Source organism: Luteimonas sp. A649 (genome assembly GCF_054072735.1).
On sequence record NZ_JBSVRQ010000004.1, the window covers coordinates 56,481 to 76,909 of the forward strand.

General features: G+C 71.4%; 20 protein-coding genes. 17 read left to right on the forward strand and 3 right to left on the reverse strand.

What is annotated here, in order from left to right; all coding sequences use genetic code 11:
• Positions 1-16 precede the first annotated feature (16 nt).
• Positions 17-1,198 carry an alpha/beta hydrolase gene (locus ACW5E8_RS13610; protein ID WP_456966069.1) on the forward strand — a complete coding sequence of 394 codons (1,182 nt, stop codon included), beginning with the start codon at positions 17-19 and terminating at the stop codon, positions 1,196-1,198.
• 35 nt (positions 1,199-1,233) lie between these two features.
• Here ACW5E8_RS13610 and ACW5E8_RS13615 read toward each other — a convergent pair whose 3' ends face one another.
• Positions 1,234-2,721, reverse strand: a complete 1,488-nt coding sequence (locus ACW5E8_RS13615; RefSeq protein ID WP_456966070.1) for an AAA family ATPase — start codon at positions 2,719-2,721, stop codon at positions 1,234-1,236.
• A gap of 108 nt (positions 2,722-2,829) precedes the next feature.
• Between ACW5E8_RS13615 and ACW5E8_RS13620 the strand changes: the two genes are divergently transcribed.
• The 10 genes from ACW5E8_RS13620 (at position 2,830) to ACW5E8_RS13665 (ending at position 11,871) form a co-directional block, all read left to right on the forward strand.
• Positions 2,830-3,465, forward strand: coding sequence for a nucleotide-binding protein (locus ACW5E8_RS13620; RefSeq protein WP_456966071.1), 636 nt, complete (start codon positions 2,830-2,832; stop codon positions 3,463-3,465).
• A gap of 32 nt (positions 3,466-3,497) precedes the next feature.
• Positions 3,498-3,986, forward strand: coding sequence for a SixA phosphatase family protein (locus tag ACW5E8_RS13625; protein ID WP_456966072.1), 489 nt, complete (start codon positions 3,498-3,500; stop codon positions 3,984-3,986).
• On the forward strand, positions 3,983-4,552 hold the full coding sequence (locus tag ACW5E8_RS13630) for a YceI family protein (protein WP_456966073.1): 570 nt from the start codon (positions 3,983-3,985) through the stop codon (positions 4,550-4,552). Before ACW5E8_RS13625 ends, ACW5E8_RS13630 begins: the two co-directional genes overlap by 4 nt.
• The gene (locus tag ACW5E8_RS13635; protein WP_456966074.1) at positions 4,549-6,429 is read left to right on the forward strand and encodes a phospholipase D family protein; all 1,881 of its coding nucleotides are present in this window, start codon (positions 4,549-4,551) and stop codon (positions 6,427-6,429) included. The genes ACW5E8_RS13630 and ACW5E8_RS13635 overlap by 4 nt, the downstream gene beginning before the upstream one ends.
• Before the next feature lie 135 nt (positions 6,430-6,564).
• A complete protein-coding gene (locus ACW5E8_RS13640; protein ID WP_456966075.1) occupies positions 6,565-6,753 on the forward strand; it encodes a hypothetical protein in 189 nt (62 codons plus the stop codon).
• Between the two features lie 79 nt (positions 6,754-6,832).
• Positions 6,833-7,267, forward strand: a complete 435-nt coding sequence (locus ACW5E8_RS13645; RefSeq protein WP_456966076.1) for a hotdog fold thioesterase — start codon at positions 6,833-6,835, stop codon at positions 7,265-7,267.
• Between the two features lie 51 nt (positions 7,268-7,318).
• The gene (locus tag ACW5E8_RS13650; RefSeq protein WP_456966077.1) at positions 7,319-8,119 is read left to right on the forward strand and encodes a lysophospholipid acyltransferase family protein; all 801 of its coding nucleotides are present in this window, start codon (positions 7,319-7,321) and stop codon (positions 8,117-8,119) included.
• Complete coding sequence (locus tag ACW5E8_RS13655) at positions 8,116-9,108, forward strand: YheT family hydrolase (RefSeq protein ID WP_456966078.1); 993 nt, start codon at positions 8,116-8,118, stop codon at positions 9,106-9,108. Before ACW5E8_RS13650 ends, ACW5E8_RS13655 begins: the two co-directional genes overlap by 4 nt.
• A gap of 64 nt (positions 9,109-9,172) precedes the next feature.
• Positions 9,173-11,242: a tetratricopeptide repeat protein gene (locus ACW5E8_RS13660; protein WP_456966080.1), complete on the forward strand. Its 2,070-nt coding sequence runs from the start codon at positions 9,173-9,175 to the stop codon at positions 11,240-11,242.
• A 17-nt stretch (positions 11,243-11,259) separates the two neighbouring features.
• Complete coding sequence (locus ACW5E8_RS13665; RefSeq protein ID WP_456966081.1) at positions 11,260-11,871, forward strand: YbhB/YbcL family Raf kinase inhibitor-like protein; 612 nt, start codon at positions 11,260-11,262, stop codon at positions 11,869-11,871.
• A 124-nt stretch (positions 11,872-11,995) separates the two neighbouring features.
• Here ACW5E8_RS13665 and ACW5E8_RS13670 read toward each other — a convergent pair whose 3' ends face one another.
• On the reverse strand, positions 11,996-12,823 hold the full coding sequence (locus ACW5E8_RS13670; RefSeq protein ID WP_456966082.1) for a DUF4377 domain-containing protein: 828 nt from the start codon (positions 12,821-12,823) through the stop codon (positions 11,996-11,998).
• A 64-nt stretch (positions 12,824-12,887) separates the two neighbouring features.
• Entirely contained in the window at positions 12,888-13,682 is a 795-nt protein-coding gene (locus ACW5E8_RS13675; RefSeq protein ID WP_456966083.1) for an undecaprenyl-diphosphate phosphatase, read from the reverse strand.
• Between the two features lie 274 nt (positions 13,683-13,956).
• Between ACW5E8_RS13675 and glnA the strand changes: the two genes are divergently transcribed.
• From glnA to ACW5E8_RS13705, 6 genes are all read left to right on the forward strand, one after another.
• A complete protein-coding gene (gene glnA / locus ACW5E8_RS13680) occupies positions 13,957-15,366 on the forward strand; it encodes a type I glutamate--ammonia ligase (protein WP_456966084.1) in 1,410 nt (469 codons plus the stop codon).
• Between the two features lie 371 nt (positions 15,367-15,737).
• Positions 15,738-16,496 carry an N-acetylmuramoyl-L-alanine amidase gene (locus ACW5E8_RS13685; protein WP_456966085.1) on the forward strand — a complete coding sequence of 253 codons (759 nt, stop codon included), beginning with the start codon at positions 15,738-15,740 and terminating at the stop codon, positions 16,494-16,496.
• Positions 16,497-16,617: 121 nt separating this feature from the next.
• Positions 16,618-17,754: a two-component system sensor histidine kinase NtrB gene (locus ACW5E8_RS13690; protein WP_456966086.1), complete on the forward strand. Its 1,137-nt coding sequence runs from the start codon at positions 16,618-16,620 to the stop codon at positions 17,752-17,754.
• A complete protein-coding gene (gene ntrC, locus ACW5E8_RS13695) occupies positions 17,741-19,186 on the forward strand; it encodes a nitrogen regulation protein NR(I) (RefSeq protein WP_456966087.1) in 1,446 nt (481 codons plus the stop codon). Before ACW5E8_RS13690 ends, ntrC begins: the two co-directional genes overlap by 14 nt.
• A gap of 70 nt (positions 19,187-19,256) precedes the next feature.
• Positions 19,257-19,811, forward strand: coding sequence for a superoxide dismutase family protein (locus tag ACW5E8_RS13700; protein WP_456966088.1), 555 nt, complete (start codon positions 19,257-19,259; stop codon positions 19,809-19,811).
• A 5-nt stretch (positions 19,812-19,816) separates the two neighbouring features.
• Complete coding sequence (locus ACW5E8_RS13705) at positions 19,817-20,428, forward strand: superoxide dismutase family protein (RefSeq protein ID WP_456966089.1); 612 nt, start codon at positions 19,817-19,819, stop codon at positions 20,426-20,428.
• Position 20,429 lies beyond the last annotated feature (1 nt).

The following is a 20,429-nucleotide window of genomic DNA, read 5'->3' on the forward strand; positions in this document are numbered from 1 at the left end:
GATGGAGCACCGCCACATGACGCGTCTGTACCGTTTCCTGCTGCCCGGCCTGCTGGCCGCGTCATGTGCCGTCGTGGCACCGGCCGCCGGCTGCCTGGCCTGGGCACAGCCTGCCGCGACCCCGGTGGTTCCGGTCACGCTGCCCGACTCCGAAACCACGCTGCTGCGCTCGCGCACCGGGCTGGAATACCGGGTGTTCGTGGCCTGGCCGGACTATCCGGCGCCCGAAGGCGGCTACCGCGTGATCTACGTGCTCGACGCCAATGCGATGTTCCTGACCACGGTCGAAGCCGTGCGTGCACATGCACGCAGGGGTGACGCCGGGCCGGATCCCGGTGCGCTGGTGGTGGGCATCGGCTACCCACCCGGTGCCGACATCGGCGCGCGGCGCACCTGGGACCTGACGGTGCCCGTGGCCGAGCCGCGTGCAAAGGCGCCCACGGGCGGCGCGGCGGACTTCTTCGAGTTCATCCAGAGCGAGCTCAAGCCCCGGATCGAACGCGACTACAGGGTCGACCGCGCCCGGCAGACGCTGATGGGGCATTCGCTTGCGGGCATGTTCGCAACGCGCGTCATGACGCGCCATCCGGATGCCTTCGAGAGCTACGTCGGCATGAGCAGTTCATTCTGGTTTGGCGGCCACGGCCTGAGCGGTGAGGTCGAAGCCTTCGCGAAGGCACGCACGCCGGGCGATACGCCGGTGCGGGTGATGCTGCTGGCCGCGGAGTTCGAGGAGGCTGTGCATCCGCGCGCTTGGGCCAGCAGCCCGGACAGCGCGGCGAAAGCCCGGGATGATCTCACGCAGCGCGGGCAGGTCACGCGAGCGCGCGCCGCGGCCCAGCAGCTGGCGGCGGCCCCGGGCATGATCGTGGACATGGCCGAGATCGCGGGCGAGGACCACGGCAGTGTGGTGCCCGCGGCCATCGGACGCGGGCTGCGGTTCGTGCTGTCCGGACCGACCGCGGTGCCGGCCCTGCCCAGCGCCCGCGAGTACATGGCGATGACGCCGGAGGCGCGCTACCAGCTGCGGCTGGATGTGCGCGCGCTGCCCGATCCCCACCGCGTCCCGTGGCTCAACGGACTCAAGAGAACGCTGCACGGCGGCCTGGCCAAGGAAGAGCTCGAGCTGCTGCACACCGAGCGCAACGCCATGGACGCCCGCCACGGCACGCGCCCGCATCTGATCAACGCCGACTGACCGGCGCGCCTGCGCGTTGCCCGCGCGCAGGCCCTTCAGTCCGCCGGCACCGTCCGTCCCCGCGCCCAGCCGCGCAGCGCCTCGACCTGCTCGCGCATCACCACCGACAGCGGCCGGGTGCGCTTGATCTCGGCGCGCAGCATGAAGTCGTTGAGTGGCGTGCCGGCGGCGTGCGCGGCGTACAGGCCGGAGACGATCGCCTGCTCGATCTCGGCGCCGGAAAAACCGTCGGCCGCGGCGGCCAGGCCGTCGAGATCGAAAGCCGTCGGGTCCAGTTCGCGCTTGCCCAGGTGCAGCGCGAACAGTTCACGCCGCGTGTCCGCACCGGGCAGGTCGACGAAGAAAATCTCGTCGAAACGCCCCTTGCGCAGCAGTTCCGCCGGCAGCTCGTGCACCTGGTTGGCGGTGGCCACCAGGAACACGTGTGACCTGCGCTCTGCCATCCAGGTCAGCAGGTAGCCGAGCACGCGCCGCGAGACGCCGCCGTCGCCGTCGCCGGTCGACGAGGCAAGGCCCTTCTCGATCTCGTCGATCCAGAGCACGCAGGGCGCGAGCTGCTCGGTCGATTCTAGGGCGGCGCGCAGGTTCTTCTCGGTCTCGCCGTGGAACTTGTCGTACAGGGTGCCGAAATCCAGGCGCACCAGCGGCACGCCGAAACCGCCGGCGATCGACTTCGCCAGCAGCGACTTTCCACAGCCCTGCACGCCCAGCAGCAGCACGCCCTTGGGCGGGTCCAGCCCGGGCGGCGCGCTGCCCGAGGTGAACACCGCGCGCCGCTGGTCGATCCAGCGCTTGAGCGCGCGTGCGCCAGCGACGTCGGCGAAGCCGGCGGTGTCGTACTCGTAGTGCAGGTGGCCGCTGCGGTTGAGCAGCTCGAACTTGAGCTTCGCCAGGCGGGGCAGGTCATCGTGGCGCAGCGCGCCGTCGTTGAAGATCAGCTGGCGGGCGATGCGGCCGGCGTCGCCCAGCGACAGGCCCTGCAGGTTGCGGACGATCAGCTGCACCGCCTCGGCATCGGCCTCGACGCGGCGGCCGCCGTGTTCGACCTGGTAACGTTCGGCCTCCTCGCGCACCAGCTTGAGCAGGGCGCGGGCGTCGGGCAGGCGGGTGCGGAAGCGCACCGCCTTGGCCTCGAGTTCGGCCGGCAGTTCCACCTTGTGGCCCACCAGCACCAGCACGTGCGGCAGGCAGCCGCGGCGCTGCACCAGGTCGCGCAGCATGCGCTGGGTGCCGGCGTAGCCCAGGTAGGGGTGGAAATCGAGCAGCAGGTAGACGCCACGCTGTTCCGCGGCATGGATCGCGCGCAGCGTGGTGGTTGCGTCGGGCGCGTCTTCGGCCGGGTCCTCGCCGTCGAGGTCCAGGCGGCGCAGGCCTTCGGTGATGGTCCAGCGGTAGAGCGCGCGCCAGACGTGCAGCAGGGATTGCCGGAACAGTTCGACCACCCGCGGCTCGTCGGGGGTCTCGACGATGATCAGCGGGGTGTCGGCGCGGATCAGCGCGGCCAGGTCCTTCAGGTCACTCATCTGTCACACGCGGAGGGTGTCGGGAACGGAGGCATTCTATGTGCGCGATCCTGCGCCGGGCGGTGTACCCTCGACTGCCGTACGTTGGCGAACGTGACCGGAGGGCGCATGAAGACAGTGCTGGTGGCCAGTTCCAAGGGCGGTGCGGGAAAGACCACGATCGCGACCCACATCGCCGCGCACGCCGCGGTCGAGGGCCTGCATACGGCGATCATCGATGCCGATCCGCAGCAGTCCTCCACGCGCTGGGCGGAACGCCGTGCCGGGCTGGACGCCGCGGTACTGCCGATCGCCGGCGCCAGCCGCGCGAAGACGGCGTGGAAGTCGCTCCCCGAGGACACCCAGCGCGTGGTGATCGACGCCCCGGCCGGGGCGATGGCGGCGGACCTCGAACACTGGCTTGAACACGCCGACGCCGTGGTGGTGCCGGTGCAGCCTTCGGCGCTGGACCTGGACGCCACGGTGCCCTTCCTCAATACCCTGGCCCAGCATCACCGCGTCCGCCGCGGCGACCTGCGCGTGGGCCTGGTGGCCAACCGCATGAAGCCCTGGACGAATGCGTCGCAGGCCACGCTCGAGCTGCTCGACCAGTGGCCCTATCCGGTGGTGGCCTCGCTGCGCGACAGCCAGGCCTACATCCTGCTCACGGGACTGGGCCGGAGCATGTTCGACTATCGTTCGGCCCAGGTGCGCAAGCACCAGGAAGACTGGGCGCCGCTGCTGAAGTGGCTGCGCAAGGCGTGACGGGCCCACGGAACGGCATGGAGGATCGCGCGATGGAAAACGACACCAGGGACATCCTGCTGCTGCGCCATGCCCACGCCGAGGCGGCAGGGCCCGGCCATGCCGACATGGACCGGCCGCTGTCGCCGGAAGGCCAGGCCGAGGCCGAAGCCGCCGGCCGCTGGCTGCTCGAGCAGAAGCTGTTGCCCGACCAGGTGCTGTATTCGCCTTCGCGACGCACCCGCGAAACGCTGGAGGCGGTGCTGGGCGTGATCGGCTATGTCGACCAGCGCCTGGAACCGGCGATCTACGACGCCACCGCGGGCACGCTGGCGGCGCTGGCCGACCAGCACCGCGACGTCGGGCGGCTGATGATCGTCGGCCACAATCCGGGACTCGAGCGCCTCGCCGCGCTGCTGCACAGCGGCCAGTCGGGCGATTACCGGGGCATGCCCCCGGGGGCGGTCGCGGTGCTGCGGCTGCAGGTGGGTGCCGAGGTCGAACCCGGCGCGGCCATGCTCGTCGACTTCTGGTGGCCGTGAGCCGTGCCGGCCTGCACGCCTGCGTACTCGTGGTGGTCGCCTTGCTGGCGGCCGCGGCCCCTGTCCGCGCGGCCGAGATCGACCCGCTGCGGTCCGAGGTTGGATTCAGCCTCGTCACCCGCTGGGGCGAGGTGGTCGACGGCCGCTTCCCGGTCTTCGATGGCCGCCTGAGCGACCTCGGCGACGGCCGCCAGCAGGTCTGGCTGTCGCTGTCGGCGACCGACGTCGAGATCCTCGGCAACCTGCGCCACACGCACCTCACGCGCGGCAAGGGTTTCTTCGAGTCCGAGCGCTATCCGACCATCACCTTCGTGTCCGACCCTTTCGTTCTCGCGCTGCTGGTGGATGGCGGCGCGCTGCCCGGCGTGCTCCAGATCCGTGACGTGCAGCAGCGGGAGGTGTTCACGATGCTGCCTTCGGCCTGCAGCCGGCCGGCGGTGGACTGCCCGGTGCTGGCCGCGGGCATCATCGACCGCGCCGACTACGGCATGACCCGCTGGAGCTTCGCGATCGGCCGCAAGGTCCGCTTCCAGCTGCGCATTCGCGCACAGGGCGGCGTGGAGTGACGATGCGGGCACGACTGCTGGTTCTCGCCTGGTTGCTGCTGGCCGGCGGCGGCTGCGCGCTGACCCCCGAGCAGGGTGCGGCTGCGACGCGCATCGCGGACGAGGCGCGCTCGGTGCTGGTGGACTGCGCCCGCGAAGACGCCTGCGCCACCCCGTCGCCGCTGCGCACCCTGGGTGTCGACGCGCTCGCGGCCAGCGCGCCCGACGCGCCGCGCCACCACGCGCTGATCCTCGACTACGGCCAGGACGCCCTGCTGGCGCGGCTGAGCATGGTGCGGTCGGCGCAGCACAGCGTGGACGTGCAGACCTACATCTTCGACGAGGACGACGCCGGCCACATGTTCCTCGACGAGCTGCTGGCGGCGGCGCGGCGCGGCGTGACGGTGCGGGTGCTGGTGGACCAGCTCTCGGCGCTGCGCGAGGTCGAGACCCTGGCGGCGCTGGCCGGCGCCCACGTCAACTTCGAGATGCGCATCTACAACCCGGTGCTCGGGCGCGCGCGCATCAACTATCCGCAGTACGTGCTGGCGGCGGCCTGTTGCTGGCGCCGGCTCAACCAGCGCATGCACAACAAGTTGCTGCTGGTCGACGGCGTGGCCGGCATCACCGGCGGCCGCAACTACCAGGACAGCTATTACGACTGGGACCCGGAATACAACTTCCGCGACCGCGACCTGTATGTCGCCGGCCCGGTGGTGGCGGAGATGGCCGCAAGCTTCGAGCTGTACTGGGACGCGCGACTGACCCGCAGCCTGCCGGGCCTCTCGGATGTCGGCCGCCTGCTGCTGCGCGACGGCGTGCCGGAACTGCCGCACGAACCCTTCACGCTGCCGGCCCGGGTCGAGCGGATCTCGCGCGACGCCGACGACGCGATGCTGGTCGGCGCGCTCGCGGCCCAGTCGCTGCCGGTGGGGGAGGTGGTCTTCATCTCCGACCTGCCGCAGAAGCACCGCGCCGGTCATGACGAGGTCGCGCCGTCCACGCGCGGCTTGCTGGAGCTGATCGAAGGGGCGCAGGAGGAGATCCTGCTGCAGACGCCCTACCTGGTGCTGTCGCCCTCGGCGCAGGACCTGTTCCGCCAACTTCGGCAGCGCGAGGATCCGCCGCGGGTGCTGGTGTCGACCAACAGCCTGGCGGCCACCGACGCCTTCATCACCTATGCGCTGTCGTACAAGTACAAGCGCCGCCACTTGCGCGAATTCGGCTTCGAAATCCACGAGTTCAAGCCCTTTCCGCAGGACGCGCCGATCGACGTCGAGGCGACCGGCACCGTGGATCTGGGCGATGCCGGCGCGGCGCAGGCCGACGAAGGCCGCTCGCGGCCGCGGCCGCTGGAGCGCGAGTACTCGGCGCTGCGCTGGTCGGGCTTCTCCGCGCACGACCGCGTGCCGCTCAAGCGTGGCGGCGTGCGCTTCGGCCTGCACGGCAAGTCGCTGGTGGTGGACGAGCGCATCGGCGTGGTCGGCACCCACAACTTCGATCCGCGCGGCGACAACTACAACACCGAGAGCGCGGTGGTGATCGAGGACCCCGCCTTCGCGCAGGCGCTCGCGGCCAGCATCCGCCGTGACATGGCGCCCGCCAACGCCTGGACCATCGCCCCGCGCGATCGACCGGTGGTGCTCTCCGGTCTCGACTACTCGCTGGGCAAGGTTTCGGAATCGCTGCCGGTGTTCGACCTCTGGCCCACGCGCTATGCCACCAGCTACGAGTTCCGCCCCGGCCCCGACTGCCCCGAGCCGCCGTCGATCCGTGACCCGCACTTCCGCGCGTGCCACGAGCCCGTGGGCGACTTCCCGGAGGTCAGCATCGGCTTCCGCAGCCTGCTGACGCGCATCTTCACCGCCTTTGGCGCCGGGCTCGCCCCGATCCTCTGAACCTCCTTCCGGATGACCGTTCGTCGGCAGGACCGCCGAAACGGGCGATCATGACCTTTGACCTATTGCAGTAGGCGGGTGGTGTAGTAGTCTACCAACACACCAAGCCACACCCCCCCAGCAAAGGACACCGCCATGTACCGCACCGACTCCAACGCCCTGGTCGCCCCCGCCGCCTCCACCGCCACCAGCCGCAATGCAGCGCTCCCCTCTCGCTACCCGTCACGCGATTTCGGCACCGGCTACGGCCGCAGCAGTGGCTACGCCGCCGCCCACCGCTACGCCCCGGCCAGCCAGCCGATCGCACGCTTCCGCCTGGTCTGATCGATGCTGTTTGACCCGGGGGGGAACCGAACCTAGGCTGGCGCGCCCCTGCCGCCAGCCCGGGAACCGGAATCCCCTCATGAACACCCCGACTTCGATCTTCCGCCAGCGCCTGGACCTGGCCGCCCTCAACACCCTGTCCAAGGGCACCGCGATCGAAGCCCTGGGCATCGAGTTCATCGATATCGGCGACGACCATCTCGTCGCGACCATGCCGGTGGATGCCCGCACCCTGCAGCCCCATGGCCTGCTCCACGGCGGCGCCTCGGTGCTCCTGGCAGAAACCCTGGGCAGCAGCGCCGGCAACATGTGCGTCGCCCAAGGCGAGGTCTGCGTCGGCATCGAGATCAACGCCAACCACGTCCGCGGCGTGCGCGATGGCCGCGTCACCGGCACCGCGCGCGCGCTGCACGTCGGGCGCAGCACCCAGGTCTGGGAGATCCGGATCGAAGACGCCCGCGGCCGCCTGGCCTGCATCTCGCGACTGACCCTGGCGGTGGTGCCGGCGGCCTGAGCGTCTGTCCGCTGCTACCCGGGCCCGGGGCCATCCGGTATCGTTCCGGCCATGCGTTCCCCCCATGTCCACACCACGCCCGCCGGCGACCGCCTGGCGCGCGCGGGCCGTTATGCGCTGCGCGTACCGATGCTGCTCTGGCACGCGCTGGTGCACCTGCCGCTGGTGATGATCGGCCTCATGCTGCCCAGCGATCGCATCGACCTTGGCGGCGAAAGCCTGCGCGCCCGCCTGGTCCGTTCCTGGCAGGGCGGCCTGTTGCGGATCTTCGGCCTGCGCACGCGCCGCCTGGGCACGCCGCTGCCCGGCGCCACACTGTTCGTGGCCAACCACGTCAGCTGGATGGACATCTCGGCGCTGCACAGCCAGCGGATGATGGGCTTCGTCGCCAAGCAGGAGATCGAAGGCTGGCCGCTGGTCGGGCGCATGGCCCGCCGCGGCGGGACCATCTTCCACGCGCGCGGCAGCCAGGAATCGCTCGGCGGCGTGCTGGACGTGATGATCGCGCGGCTGCGCACCGGCCAGTCGGTGGGCGTGTTCCCGGAGGGACGCACCCGCGACGGCAGCGAGGTCGGGCCGTTCCATGCCCGCATCTTCATGGCCGCGGTGGAGACCGGTGTGCCGGTGCAGCCGGTGGCGCTGCGCTATGGCGCCGGCGGCGAGGCCCAGCGCGATGTCGCGTTCTGGCCGCGGGAGCACTTCCTCGGCAACTTCCTGCGCCTGCTCGGCGAGCCCTCGCGGGTTGCCGAGGTGGTGTTCCTGGAGCCGGTGATGCCGGGCGAGGCCGAGGGCCGCGCGGCGATTGCCAGGGTCGCCCGCGAGCGCATCGTCGCCGCCCTGCAGGGGCCGTGAGTCCGGCGCACGCCAGCGGCTACCGTCCGCCGCGCTGGCTGCGCAACCCCCACGTGCAATCGGTGCTGGCCGGCAGCCTGCCGCGCCGGCGCAAGGGCCTGGCCGCGCTGGCCGCCGCCGGCGCGCGGACGCAGCAGTTGATCGTCGATGGCGGCAACGGCGTGCGCCTGATCGGCCTGCACACCGGGCTGCCGGGCGTGGAGCCGCGCGGCATGGCCCTGCTGCTGCACGGCTGGGAGGGCAGCGCCGAATCGGCCTACGTCTGCCTGGCCGCGGCCGGCTTCCTGGCGCGCGGCTACGACGTGTTCCGGCTCAACTTCCGCGACCACGGCGACAGCCACCACCTCAACCCCGACATCTTCCATTCCGCGCGCATCGATGAAGTGGTGCACGCGGCGCTCGACGTCGCCACCCGCATGCCGCGCCCGCGGCTGGTGGTGGCCGGGCATTCGCTGGGCGGTAACTTCGCGCTGCGCCTGGCGCTGCGGGCGCCCGCGGCCGGCCTGCCGCTGGATGCGGTGGCGGCGGTGTGCCCGGTGCTTGATCCGGCGCGCACCATGGAGGCGATGGAGCGGGGGCTGCCGCTGTACGTACGCCACTTCGAGCGCAGCTGGCGGCGGTCGCTGCTGCGCAAGCGGGAACTGTTCCCCAGCCATGTCGGCTTCGACGACGCGGTGCTGCGCCTGCGCATGCGCGAACTCACCGAGTGGCTGGTGCTGCGGCACACCGACTTCGGCAGCCTGGAAGGCTACTTCGACCGCTACTCGATCGCCGGCGACCGCCTGGCCGGCCTCACGATCCCGACCTCGATCCTGACCAGCGCCGACGATCCGGTGATCCCGGTGGAGGGCTTCCACCAGCTGGTCTTGCCGCCCGCGGCGCAGCTGGAGCTCGCGCAGTGGGGCGGCCACTGCGGCTTCATCGAAGGCCCGCGACTGGGCGGCTACGCCGAGCGCTGGGTCGCCGCGCAGCTGGCCGGCGCCAGCTGAGGCGCGTCGACAGCAAGCTACAATCCGGGTTTTCGGCGCGCCGCGCCGGCAGGACAGCCTCTTTATGCAAGAACAGATCCTCGATGCGCTGCGCGGCGGCGATACCGAAGCCGCCCTGGATGCAGCACGCGCCTTTGCCGCCGAGGCTCCCGGCAATGTCGAAGCGCAGCGCATGCTGGCGCTGGCGCTGCGCGTCAGCGGCGATCTCGAGGCGGCTCGCAACGCGGTCCTCGTCGCCATCGCGCTGGCACCCGACGACGCCGACCTGCACATGGAACACGCCAGCCTCCAGCTCGGCATGCGCGACCCGGAAGCGGCGCAGCAGGCGCTGCGGGCCACCGTGGGCATTGACCCCAACCATTTCGCTGCCTACGCCACGCAGGGGCACTTGGCCCTGGCGCGCGGCGACCTCGCCGAAGCCGAGCGCCAGGTCCGGCTGGCCGAGCGGGTGGAGCCGGAGCACCCCGCGCTACAGGCGCTGACGGGCATGATCGCGCTACGTCGCGGCAACGGTGCCGCCGCGGTCGCGCAGCTGTCCGCGGCCGCGCAGCGGGCCCCCGGCGATGCGCTCACGCTGCAGTCGCTGGCCTTTGCGCATTTCCACGAGGGCCATTTCGCCTTTGCCGAGCAGGCCTTCCGCAAGCTGCTGGAGATCTCGCCGCCAGGCAGGGACGCCCGCCTCATGATCGCGCTCCTGCAGGAGCGCCAGGGGCGCCCACGGGACGCCATCGACGAACTGGCGCCGCTGCTGGCCGACACGGCCACCGCCACGCCCCAGGTCCGGCGCTTTGCCGGCGAGCTCGAGCTCGTGGCGGACCGGCCGGCGCGTGCGCTGGAACACCTGCGCGAGGCGTTCTCCGCGCTGCCGGGCGAACCCCGCGCCACGACCGCGATCGTCGAGGCCTGGCGGCGCCTGGGCGCTGTCGACGAAGCGCGGGCGATGCTTGACGCGGCGCTCGCGACCGCGCCGGACAACGACGGCCTGTGGCGCGCGCGCCTGGTCTTCGACCCGTTCGGCGAGGCCGCCGGCAGGCTGATCGAACGCTGGCGCCGGCACAGCCCCACGTCGATCAATGCCCTGGATGCGGAGATGGCCTTCCATGCCAGCGAAGGGCGACCGTCGGACGTCGCGGCCGCGGCGCACGCGCTGCTGGAACTCGCCCCGGGCCATTTCGGCGCCGAGGTGCGGCTGGCGGACGCGCTGCTCGAGACCGATCCTGCACAGGCGCTGCGGCGCATCGAGTCGGTGCTTGGGCGCGAAAACCTGCGCCCGGAAGCGAAGGCGACGTTTGAAGTGCGCCTGGGCCTGGCGCGGCACCGCACGGGCGATTTCGCCGGCGCGCTGGCGCATTGGAACCGGCCCGACGCAGCGGCTCCCGGCAATCGCCTGCCGCTGCCCGAGGCCACCCCTGCGCCGGCCGAATGGCCCGAAGCCGCGGCCCCGGCACCCGACGCCCCGCCGGTGGCGTTCCTGCTGGGCCTGCCGGGCGGGCTGTCCGAGCGCGGTGCGCAACTCCTGCGCCCCGTGCCGACCTTCCGCGACGACCGCGTCGGCGGCTCGCCACCGGCCGATGTCTTCCAGGACATCGGTTCCTGGACGGGCGTCGCCGCCGGCAAGCTCGATGCACCAACGGTGATCAACACCTGGCGCGCCGCACTGCCGCGACGCGGCATCCGTGGCGCGGTGATCGACTGGCTGCCGTGGTGGGACAACAGCTACACCTCGGTGGTGCGCGCGGCGTTGCCCGAGGCGCGGCTGCTGGTCATGCTGCGCGACCCGCGCGACATGCTCATGGACTGGATCGCGTTCGGCGCCAGCACGCCGTTCACGGCGGGGACGCCGCAGGCCGCGGCCGACTGGCTGGCCGTCGCGCTCGCCCAGATCGCCACGCTGCATGAACTCGACCTGGTGGCCCACCACCTGCTGCGCGTCGATGACATCGCCGACGACCCGCCGGCGATGTCCGCCCGGATGGGTGAGGCGCTTGGCGTCAAGCTGCCAACGCCGCCACGCGGCCTCTTCGGCAACCCGCGCTTCAGCGCCGGCGCGTGGCGCAGCTATGCCGACCTGCTTGCCGGACCGTTCGCGGCGCTGGCGCCGGTGGCGCGCCGCTTCGGCTATCCGGACGCCTGACCCCGAGGAGCACGACCATGCACGTCACAAGCGAGAGCTTCGCCCACGGCCAGCCGATCCCCGTCGGGTTCGCCTTCGGCGCGCCCGACGGCCTGGGCGGCAACCGCAATCCGCAGCTGTCCTGGGGCGACGCGCCCGACGGCACGCGCTCGTTCGCGCTGCTCTGCATCGATGCCGACGCGCCCACGGACCCGGCGCTGGCCGCGGACGACGGGACCGACATCCCGGTCGACCATCCGCGCGGCGACTTCGTGCACTGGGCGATGGTGGACATCCCGCCGCAGGTCACCGCGATCGCCGCCGGCAGCTGCAGCGAGGGCGTGACCAAGGGCGGCAAGCGCGCGCCGGCCGGTCCGGCCGGCACGCGCCAGGGCCTGAACGACTACACCGGCTGGTTTGCCGCCGACGCCGACATGGCCGGCGATTGGCTGGGCTACGACGGTCCGTACCCGCCGCCGCACGACCTGCGGGTGCACCGCTATTTCTTCCGGGTGTTCGCGCTGGACGTCGAGCGGCTGGAGCTGCCGGAACGGTTCACCGCCGGCGACGTGCTGCGGGCAATGCAGGGCCATGTGCTGGCCGAAGCCGCCACCTGGGGCAGCTACAGCCTGCACGCTTCCCACGCCTGAGACGACTGCACCAGCGACCTGTGGGAGCAGCCATCGCAGCTATAGCTGCGATGGCGACGGACCCCGTCGCTGCGACAGCCCCTCCCGCAGGAGGATCCGGCCGCCGCCGCCTCGCGACTCCCGCCTATTCGGCGGCAGCCACCTGCTCCTGCTCCACCACCATGTCGAGCACGTGCACCACGGCCGATGCGTCGGCCGGCACGTTCTGGCGCTGGTAGCGGTCCAGGCGCAGCACCGTGCGCACGCCGGGCGTGTGTTCGAAGCCTTCGATCTCTTCGTACATCGGCCCCCATTCGCCGATGTCCTGCTTGAGGCCGCTGTCGTCGTAGTGGATCTCGCGGACCTGCAGGCAGCGATACTCGGGCATCAGAGGATGGTGGCAGTCGACGCGCTCGGCGGCGACTTCAAGGAACACGCGCTCGGGCTCGCCGCCATGGCGGGTGCGCGCGGTGGGCGCGCCGATAAAGACCAGGCGGTCGCCCAGGCCGTTGGTGAGCGCAAGCCGCGGTGGCTCGCCGCCGTCGAGCGCGAGCGCATGGCTGCCCGACAGCCGGGTGTGGGCCTCGCGCTCCATCGCCATCAGTGGTTCCGCGCAGGCCATCTGGGTGCTCACCATCGGGCCGAAGGCGACGGCGTCGGCCTCGAGGTTGAAGTCGCCGCCCATGTGGTTGCAGGCGTTGGACACCGAGACCCGGCCGTCAGCGAAATCAAGCTGCAGCGCGGCGTCGGTGTTCGCGAAGAGGGCGTCGATGCGGCTGCCATCGGCGGCCGTCGCGGCGTCGAGCTGCCAGTGGTGGGCGCCGAGCGTGGCCGCGAGGTCCGGTGCGGGCGCGGTGCCGGGCGCCGCCGGGGCCGCGGCGGGCGAGGGTGTCGCGGGGGGCGCGGCGTCGTTGGTGCCGGGCGAACAGGCGGCCAGCGCGAGCGGCAGGACAAGTGCGAACAGTGGCTTCATGGTGTGGCTCCGGGGCAGGGACCTGGGTTAACGCGCAATGCGCGGGAACGGGGTTGCGTGGACCTCAATCGCCCACCGGCAACCACAGCAGCAGCGCCGCGCCGAGCAGGATGCGATACACCGCGAATCCGGTGAACCGGTGGTGTTCGATGTAGCCGAGCAGCCATTTGACCACCATGAAGCCGGTGATCGTGGCCGCGGCGAAGGCGATGCCGACGTCGGCCCAGGCTTCGCCGCCCAGCCCGCCGTCCATCGCGAGCTCGAGGAAGGTGTAGGCACTGGCCGCGAACATGGTCGGGATGCCGACCAGGAACACGAATTCGGCTGCGTCCCGGCGCCGGCTCAGGCCGGCGAGCATGGCGATGAAGATCGCCGCCGCCGAGCGCGAGGTGCCCGGGAACACGCCCGCCAGCACCTGCGCCAGGCCGACCAGGATGGCGATCGTCCAGGTGACGTCGGTGCCGTCGGGGCGGCGTTCGGCCAGGCGTTCGGCGACGATCATCCACACGCCGCCGATCACCAGCGCCCAGGCGATCGGCGTGACCGTCTCCGGCAGCTCCCAACCCAGCAGCCGCACCGGCAGGCCGACCGCGGCGGTGACCAGGAAGGCGACTGCGAGCTTCATCGCGTAGTCGCGGTTGCGGGCGTCGCCCAGGCCCGTCACCAAGGCGGTGATGCGCTCGCGGAACACCAGGGTGATGGCGAGGATCGCGCCGGCCTGGATGACGATGTTGAAGAAGTCCGAGCGCGCGCCCAGCCAGCGCTGGGCGATCAGCAGGTGGCCGGTGCTGGAGATCGGCAGGAACTCGGTCAGGCCTTCAAGGATGCCCAGGAGCAGGGCGGCCAGCGGGTCGGTCATCGGTCAGGATCCAGGCGGTGGTCGTGCTGTGGGTGGGGAGGATGGCCACAGGCCGGGCGGCCGCGGCGATCAACGCGGCAGCATAGCCGATGCCCTGGCCGCACCCGTTTGGTGCGATCTATCTTGGATCCGCACCTGATTGGTGCAGTGCGGGGCTGCCGTCCCGGTCTGCCCCAAGGAATTCAATCACCTGGGGCATGGCACGGCGCTTGCGATACTTCCTCCCCGACACCCGGGCGCGCCCGGGACCCATCCTTGAGCACCGGAGCCCTCCATGTCCCTCGACACCGTTGAAAAGCTGATCAAAGACCACCGGGTCGAATTCGTCGACCTGCGCTTCTCCGACATGCGCGGCGTCCAGCACCACGTCACCTACCCGGTGTCGGTCATCGAGCCGGCGTTGTTCGAGGACGGCAAGATGTTCGACGGCTCCTCGATCGGCGGCTGGCGCGGCATCCACCAGTCGGACATGGTGCTGCTGCCCGATCCCGGCACCGCCTTCCTGGATCCCTTCACCGCCGACCCGACGATGGTGCTCACCTGCGACGTGCTCGATCCGACCACGATGCAGGCCTACAACCGCGATCCGCGCGGCATCGCGCGTCGCGCCGAGGCCTTCCTCAAGTCCAGCGGCATCGCCGACCAGGCCTTCTTCGGCCCCGAGCCCGAGTTCTTCATCTTCGATTCCGTGCGCTATGCCAACGACATGGGCCACACCTTCTTCCACGTCGACTCCGAAGAAGCCGCGTGGAACTCCGGTCGCGAGTACGAGGGCGGCAACACCGGCTATCGGCCCGGCGTGAAGGGTGGCTACTTCCCCGTGGCGCCGCTGGACTCGCTGCACGATATCCGCGCCGAGATGTGCAAGACGCTGGAGCAGGTCGGCATCGAGATCGAAGTGCATCACCACGAAGTCGCCAACGCCGGCCAGTGCGAGATCGGCACCAAGTTCAGCTCGCTGGTGCAGAAGGCCGACGAACTGCTGACCACCAAATACGTGGTCAAGAACGTCGCCCACCGCAACGGCAAGACCGCGACCTTCATGCCCAAGCCGCTGGTCGGCGACAACGGCAGCGGCATGCACGTGCACCAGTCGCTGGCGAAGGGCGGGACCAACCTGTTCTCCGGCGACGGCTACGGCGGCCTGAGCCAGACCGCGCTGTGGTACATCGGCGGCGTGTTCAAGCACGCGCGCGCGATCAACGCCTTCACCAACGCGAGCACCAACAGCTACAAGCGCCTGGTGCCGGGCTTCGAGGCGCCGGTGATGCTGGCGTACTCCGCGTCCAACCGCTCCGCGTCCTGCCGCATCCCCTACGTGTCCAATCCCAAGGCGCGCCGTGTCGAGTTCCGCTTCCCCGATGCGATGAACGCCGGCTACCTGACCTTCACCGCGCTGATGATGGCGGGCCTGGATGGCATCCGTAACCAGATCGACCCGGGCGGCCCCAGCGACAAGGACCTCTACGACCTGCCGCCGGAAGAGGCCAAGGGCATCCCGACCGTCTGCCACTCGCTCGACCAGGCGCTGGAAGCGCTCGACGCCGACCGCGAGTTCCTCAAGGCGGGTGGCGTGATGAGCGACGACTTCATCGACGCGTACATCACGCTGAAGATGAAGGAGGTCACTGCGTTCCGCTCGGCGACGCATCCGTTGGAATACCAGATGTATTACGCGATCTGACGCAGGGCGCTGGGGCGCCGAGGTGCCGAGGTACCGGGGGCCAAGGCCCTTGAGTGCTCATGTCCCCCGGCGCTGGCCTGCGGCCATCGCCTCCTCCTTGACTTCGCTCTCAAGGGCCTTGGCCCCCGGTGCGCAGCAATACGCAGTGGCCCCAGGAGCAAAGCCGGTATCCCGCGCACCTGCAGCAACGCCGAGCCCCGTCGTGGCCGGGAGGCCTTCGCGGGGAAGTAAAGGAGGAGGCATCCGCCGCCAGGCGGATGCCGGGGGACATGAGCCGCGAAGGCCTCCCGGCCGCGGCGGGGCCCCTCAGGTCACGGCGCCGCTTCTTCCGCCACCTTGCATTGCCTGGCCATCAGAGGTTCGATTGCCGCATGAACGTCAAACCCCTTGCGGCAGTCCTTTGCCTTGCCCTGCTCGCCGGTTGCGCCCACCAGCCGCCTCGCAATCCGATGGCGACCTGGGTGCCGTCGCCCAACCACGACGAACGACGCCCGGTCGTCATCGTCCTGCACTACACCGAGCAGGACTCGGTCGAGCAGAGCCTGCACACCCTGCGCACGCGCAACAGCGGCGGGCCGGTGAGCTCGCACTACCTGGTTGGCGATGACGGTGCGATCTACCAGCTCGTCGCTGACGGCCACCGCGCCTGGCACGCCGGCGGCGGCCGCTGGGGCACGATCACCGACCTCAACTCGGCATCGATCGGCATCGAGATCGACAACAACGGCCGCGAGCCTTTCACCGAGCCGCAGGTGCAAGCGCTGCTGCGCCTGCTCGACGACCTGTGCGAACGCCTGCGCATCCCGCGCAGCCAGGTGATCGGCCATTCCGACCTCGCACCGTCGCGCAAGATCGACCCGGGTGCGCTGTTCCCGTGGAAGCGGTTGGCCGAGGCCGGGTTCGGAATCTGGCCGGCCGACGATGCACCGCCGGCGCCGGAAGGCTTCGATGCCATGCGCGCGCTGCGGCTGGTGGGCTACGACACCAGCAACCCGGAGGCTACGATCCGCGCCTTCCGCCTGCGCTTCCGCGGTGATGCGCAGACGACGCTCGACGTCGAGGACCTGCGCGTGCTGCATGCGCTGACGCTGCCCGATGGGGCGGGGCTTGCGACACAGGGCGCGGACTGACGCGTGTCGCGGATCGCATCGGCACGGGGGTGCAGGACTGCCCGATGACGAGGCGCGGCCCTGCATGGGTGACAGGCATCTTCCAGGTGCCATCGCCCCCGGCATGCACTAGATTGGTGCAATGCAGCCCGGACTCGATCGCGCCCATGACCAGCTGAGCACGCCCGTGCTGGCCGTGTCGGCCATGGGTCTGATCGAGGCGGGGAACCTGGCGAGCGGGCAGTGGCTGGGCGTGTCCCTGCGCAGATTGGCGGGCCTCCCGCTGGGGGCCTTGGAAGCGCAGGGCGATGCGCTGGCGCGCGCGGTTTCCGGCGACCGGGGCGCGGACCATCCTTCGGCTGCGCCCGGCGTGCTTCGCCTGCCCCGATTGCCGCTCGCGTATCCCGGTGCCGCGCCACGGTTCGCCGAGGCCTGGCTGACCCCGCGCGAGGCCGGCGGCTGGCTGCTGGAGTTGCATCCGGTCGACGAATTCCCCGGCGGCGACCCGGTCGCGGCCCTGCCCCTGGCCATGTCGGCAGCGCTCAAGGGGCTGGCCCACGAGCTGCGCAATCCGCTCGCCGGGCTCAAGGGTGCGGCGCAACTGCTGGCGCGGCGCATTCCCGGCGGCGACGCCTCCGCGCGCGAACTGGTGGAGCTTGTGGACTCCGAGGTCGCGCGCCTGGCGCAGCTGGTCGACCGCATGCTCGATCCCGCGCCGCCGCGGCCGCACGCCCCGCTCAACGTGCATGCCGTACTCGAGCGCGTGCTGCGCCTGGCCGAGGCCGACGCCGGGTGGGCGGTGAAGCTGACGCGCGACTACGACCCCAGCCTTCCCGAGATCGAGGGCGATCCCGACCGGATGGTGCAGGCCGTCTGGAACCTGGTTCGCAACGCCCTCGAAGCCGGCGCGGGCGAAGTGGTGCTGCGCACGCGCGCCGAGCACGGCGTGCGCATCGGCAGCGTGCTGCACGCGCTCGCCTTGCGCCTGGAGATCGTGGATGACGGGCGCGGCGTGCCCGAGGAGCTGGCCGAACAGGTGTTCGTGCCGCTGGTGTCGGGTCGCGCCGAGGGCAGCGGGCTTGGCCTCGCGATGGCGCAGCAGGCGGCGCGCGAGCACCGCGGCAGCCTCGCCTACCGATCGCGGCCGGGGCATACCGTCTTCACCCTGCTGCTGCCCTATGCAGCGGCGATCGCGGTTGATGACTCGGGTCACGAGGTCCCGGATCCGGCGCGAGGCGTGGCTGGCAATGTCGAGGAGAAGGGTGATGACCAGCACTGACGGTGCCCGCATCTGGGTCGTCGACGACGACCGTGCGGTGCGCTTCGTGCTCGCCACCGCGCTGCGCGAGGCGGGCTACGCGGTTACCGGCTTCGAGTCCGCGACCGACGTACTGTCCACGCTCGACCGCGGTGGCGCGCGACCGCAGCTGCTGTTCACCGATGTCCGCATGCCCGGCGACGACGGCCTGGCCTTGCTCGATGCCTTGAAGCGGCGGCTGCCATCGCTGCCGGTGGTGGTGATGAGCGCGCACACCGATGTTGCCAGCACCGCCGGGGCGTTCCGCGGCGGCGCGCAGGAGTTCCTGTCGAAACCCTTCGACCTCGACGACGCCGTGGCCCTGGCCGCGCGCGCGCTGGGCAAGGTCGGCGACGCAGCCACGGTCCCGGCCGCCGTGGCGAGCGCGACCGACGGCGACGACATGCTCTTCGGCGAGTCACCAGCGATGCAGCAGCTGTTCCGTGCCATCGGCCGCCTGGCGCAGGCGCCACTGTCGGTGCTGGTCACCGGCGAGACCGGCACCGGCAAGGAACTGGTGGCGCGCGCGCTGCACCGCGAGTCGCCGCGCGCGCGCGGGCCCTTCGTCGCACTCAACACCGCGGCGATTCCCGCAGAGCTGCTGGAAAGCGAACTCTTCGGCCACGAAGCCGGCGCCTTCACCGGCGCCCAGCGCCGCCACGTCGGCCGCTTCGAGCAGGCCCACGGCGGCACCCTGTTCCTCGACGAGATCGGCGACATGCCGCTGCCGCTGCAGACGCGCCTGCTGCGCGTGCTGGCCGAGGGCGAGTTCTTCCGCGTCGGCGGCCGCGAGCTGATCCGCGTCGACGTGCGCGTGGTCGCGGCCACCCATCAGGATCTCGAGGCCAAGGTCCGCGACGGCAGCTTCCGCGCCGACCTGCTGCATCGCCTGGACGTGGTGCGCCTGCGGCTGCCGCCGCTGCGCGAGCGCCGGGGTGATGTCCCGCGCCTGGCCGAAGGCTTCCTGCAGCGCGCGGCGGGGCGCTTCGACGCGTCGCCCAAGCGCCTGTCGCGCCCGGCACTCGAGCGCCTGCAGGGGTACGACTGGCCGGGCAACGTGCGCGAACTGCAGAACGTCTGTTGGCGGCTGGCCGCGCTGGCGCCGGGTGACGTCATCGGCGCGGCGGATCTCGCGGATGCGCTGGGGCCGGACAAGGTTGCTACCGGCGCCTCCAGTGCGCCCGCAGCCGGCGAAGGCCCGGAGTGGGCCGCCCACCTGCGTGACTGGGCGCGCGCGAAGCTGGCCGCGCACGGCGACGGCATCCATGCCGAAGCCCGCGAGCGCCTGGACCAGGTGTTGCTGGATGTCGCGCTGGAGCATACCGGCGGCCGTCGCAGCGAGGCCGCCGCCCGCCTCGGCCTGGGGCGCAACACGCTGACGCGAAAGCTCGGTGCGCGCCGCCCAGGACGCTGAATCCGTGGCTCACGTATCCGACACCGCGGCGCGGCTACCCTTGTCGCTTCCGCGAACCACCGTGAGACCGATGCGTCACCCGATCACCGCCCTTGTCGCCGCCGGCCTGCTCGCCGCGTGTGCCAGCACGCCGCCCGCCCAGCGCGAGCCCGTGCCACTGCCGCCCCCGCCGCGCGCGGATGCCGGCACCGCGCGCCTGGCCCATGCCAACCTGACCGCGGCCTCGGCCACGCTGGCCAGCGGCCGCATCACCCTGCGCGCCGAAGCCGACGGCGTGCGCCTGGGCGGCGACGTCGGCGGCCTCAGCCGCAATGGCGCCCATGTCCTGCAGGTGCACGCACTGGGCGACTGCAGTGCTGTCGACGCCTCCAGCGCCGGTCCGTACTTCGATGCCAGCGGCAGCGGCGCGCTGGACGGTGGCAGCGACCGCATCATCGCCAACGAACGCGGCGTGGCCCGCGTCGACCAGCGGGTCCGCGGCGCCGTGCTCGGCGGCGGCTCGGCCAACGACATCGCCGGGCGTTCGCTCGTCGTGCTCGGCTCCACCGCCGGCGCGACCGGCGCGCGGATCGCCTGCGGCGTCATCACCATCGCGCCCGACGGCGCCTCACTGGAACAGGAGTAACACCCATGCGCACGATCCAGACGACCCTGCTTGCGGCTTCGCTCGCACTCGGCCTCGCGGCCTGCAACCCGCCGCAGGATGCACCCGACGCGGCGGCAACGCCTCCCGCCGGACCGACGGCCATGCCCGCGGACACCGCGCCCGACATGACCACCACGCCGCCAGCGCACACGGTGGCCATCCTGTCGGCGACCGAGGGCAATTCGGTCACCGGCGAGATCGCGTTCGCCGCCGTGGACGGCGGCGTCGCGATCACCGGCCAGGTCAACGGCCTGCCACCCAACAGCGAGCACGGCTTCCACGTGCACGAGACCGGCGACTGCAGCGCGCCCGACGCCACCAGTGCCGGCGGCCACTTCAATCCCGCGGGCGCGGCCCACGGCCGCATCGGTTCCGACGAACACCACGTCGGCGACACCGACAACATCGTGGCCGACGATACCGGCGTGGCGATCATCGACACTCGCCTGGACGGCGCCACGCTTGCCGACGGCGCGCCGTCGGACGTGCTCGGCCGCGGGGTGATCGTGCACGCCGATCCGGACGACTACGCCACCCAGCCGACCGGCAACGCCGGTGCGCGCCTGGCCTGCGGCGTGATCACGCAGTCGATGTGAC

Excerpts from the sequence above, each read along its gene's own strand:
- ACW5E8_RS13610 (WP_456966069.1), top strand. The coding sequence starts at position 17 with ATGACGCGTCTGTACCGTTTCCTGCTGCCCGGCCTGCTGGCCGCGTCA.
- ACW5E8_RS13615 (WP_456966070.1), bottom strand. The coding sequence starts at position 2,721 with ATGAGTGACCTGAAGGACCTGGCCGCGCTGATCCGCGCCGACACCCCG.
- ACW5E8_RS13620 (WP_456966071.1), top strand. The coding sequence starts at position 2,830 with ATGAAGACAGTGCTGGTGGCCAGTTCCAAGGGCGGTGCGGGAAAGACC.
- ACW5E8_RS13625 (WP_456966072.1), top strand. The coding sequence starts at position 3,498 with ATGGAAAACGACACCAGGGACATCCTGCTGCTGCGCCATGCCCACGCC.
- ACW5E8_RS13640 (WP_456966075.1), top strand. The coding sequence starts at position 6,565 with ATGTACCGCACCGACTCCAACGCCCTGGTCGCCCCCGCCGCCTCCACC.
- ACW5E8_RS13645 (WP_456966076.1), top strand. The coding sequence starts at position 6,833 with ATGAACACCCCGACTTCGATCTTCCGCCAGCGCCTGGACCTGGCCGCC.
- ACW5E8_RS13650 (WP_456966077.1), top strand. The coding sequence starts at position 7,319 with ATGCGTTCCCCCCATGTCCACACCACGCCCGCCGGCGACCGCCTGGCG.
- ACW5E8_RS13660 (WP_456966080.1), top strand. The coding sequence starts at position 9,173 with ATGCAAGAACAGATCCTCGATGCGCTGCGCGGCGGCGATACCGAAGCC.
- ACW5E8_RS13665 (WP_456966081.1), top strand. The coding sequence starts at position 11,260 with ATGCACGTCACAAGCGAGAGCTTCGCCCACGGCCAGCCGATCCCCGTC.
- ACW5E8_RS13670 (WP_456966082.1), bottom strand. The coding sequence starts at position 12,823 with ATGAAGCCACTGTTCGCACTTGTCCTGCCGCTCGCGCTGGCCGCCTGT.
- ACW5E8_RS13675 (WP_456966083.1), bottom strand. The coding sequence starts at position 13,682 with ATGACCGACCCGCTGGCCGCCCTGCTCCTGGGCATCCTTGAAGGCCTG.
- glnA (WP_456966084.1), top strand. The coding sequence starts at position 13,957 with ATGTCCCTCGACACCGTTGAAAAGCTGATCAAAGACCACCGGGTCGAA.
- ACW5E8_RS13685 (WP_456966085.1), top strand. The coding sequence starts at position 15,738 with ATGAACGTCAAACCCCTTGCGGCAGTCCTTTGCCTTGCCCTGCTCGCC.
- ACW5E8_RS13690 (WP_456966086.1), top strand. The coding sequence starts at position 16,618 with ATGCAGCCCGGACTCGATCGCGCCCATGACCAGCTGAGCACGCCCGTG.
- ntrC (WP_456966087.1), top strand. The coding sequence starts at position 17,741 with ATGACCAGCACTGACGGTGCCCGCATCTGGGTCGTCGACGACGACCGT.
- ACW5E8_RS13700 (WP_456966088.1), top strand. The coding sequence starts at position 19,257 with ATGCGTCACCCGATCACCGCCCTTGTCGCCGCCGGCCTGCTCGCCGCG.
- ACW5E8_RS13705 (WP_456966089.1), top strand. The coding sequence starts at position 19,817 with ATGCGCACGATCCAGACGACCCTGCTTGCGGCTTCGCTCGCACTCGGC.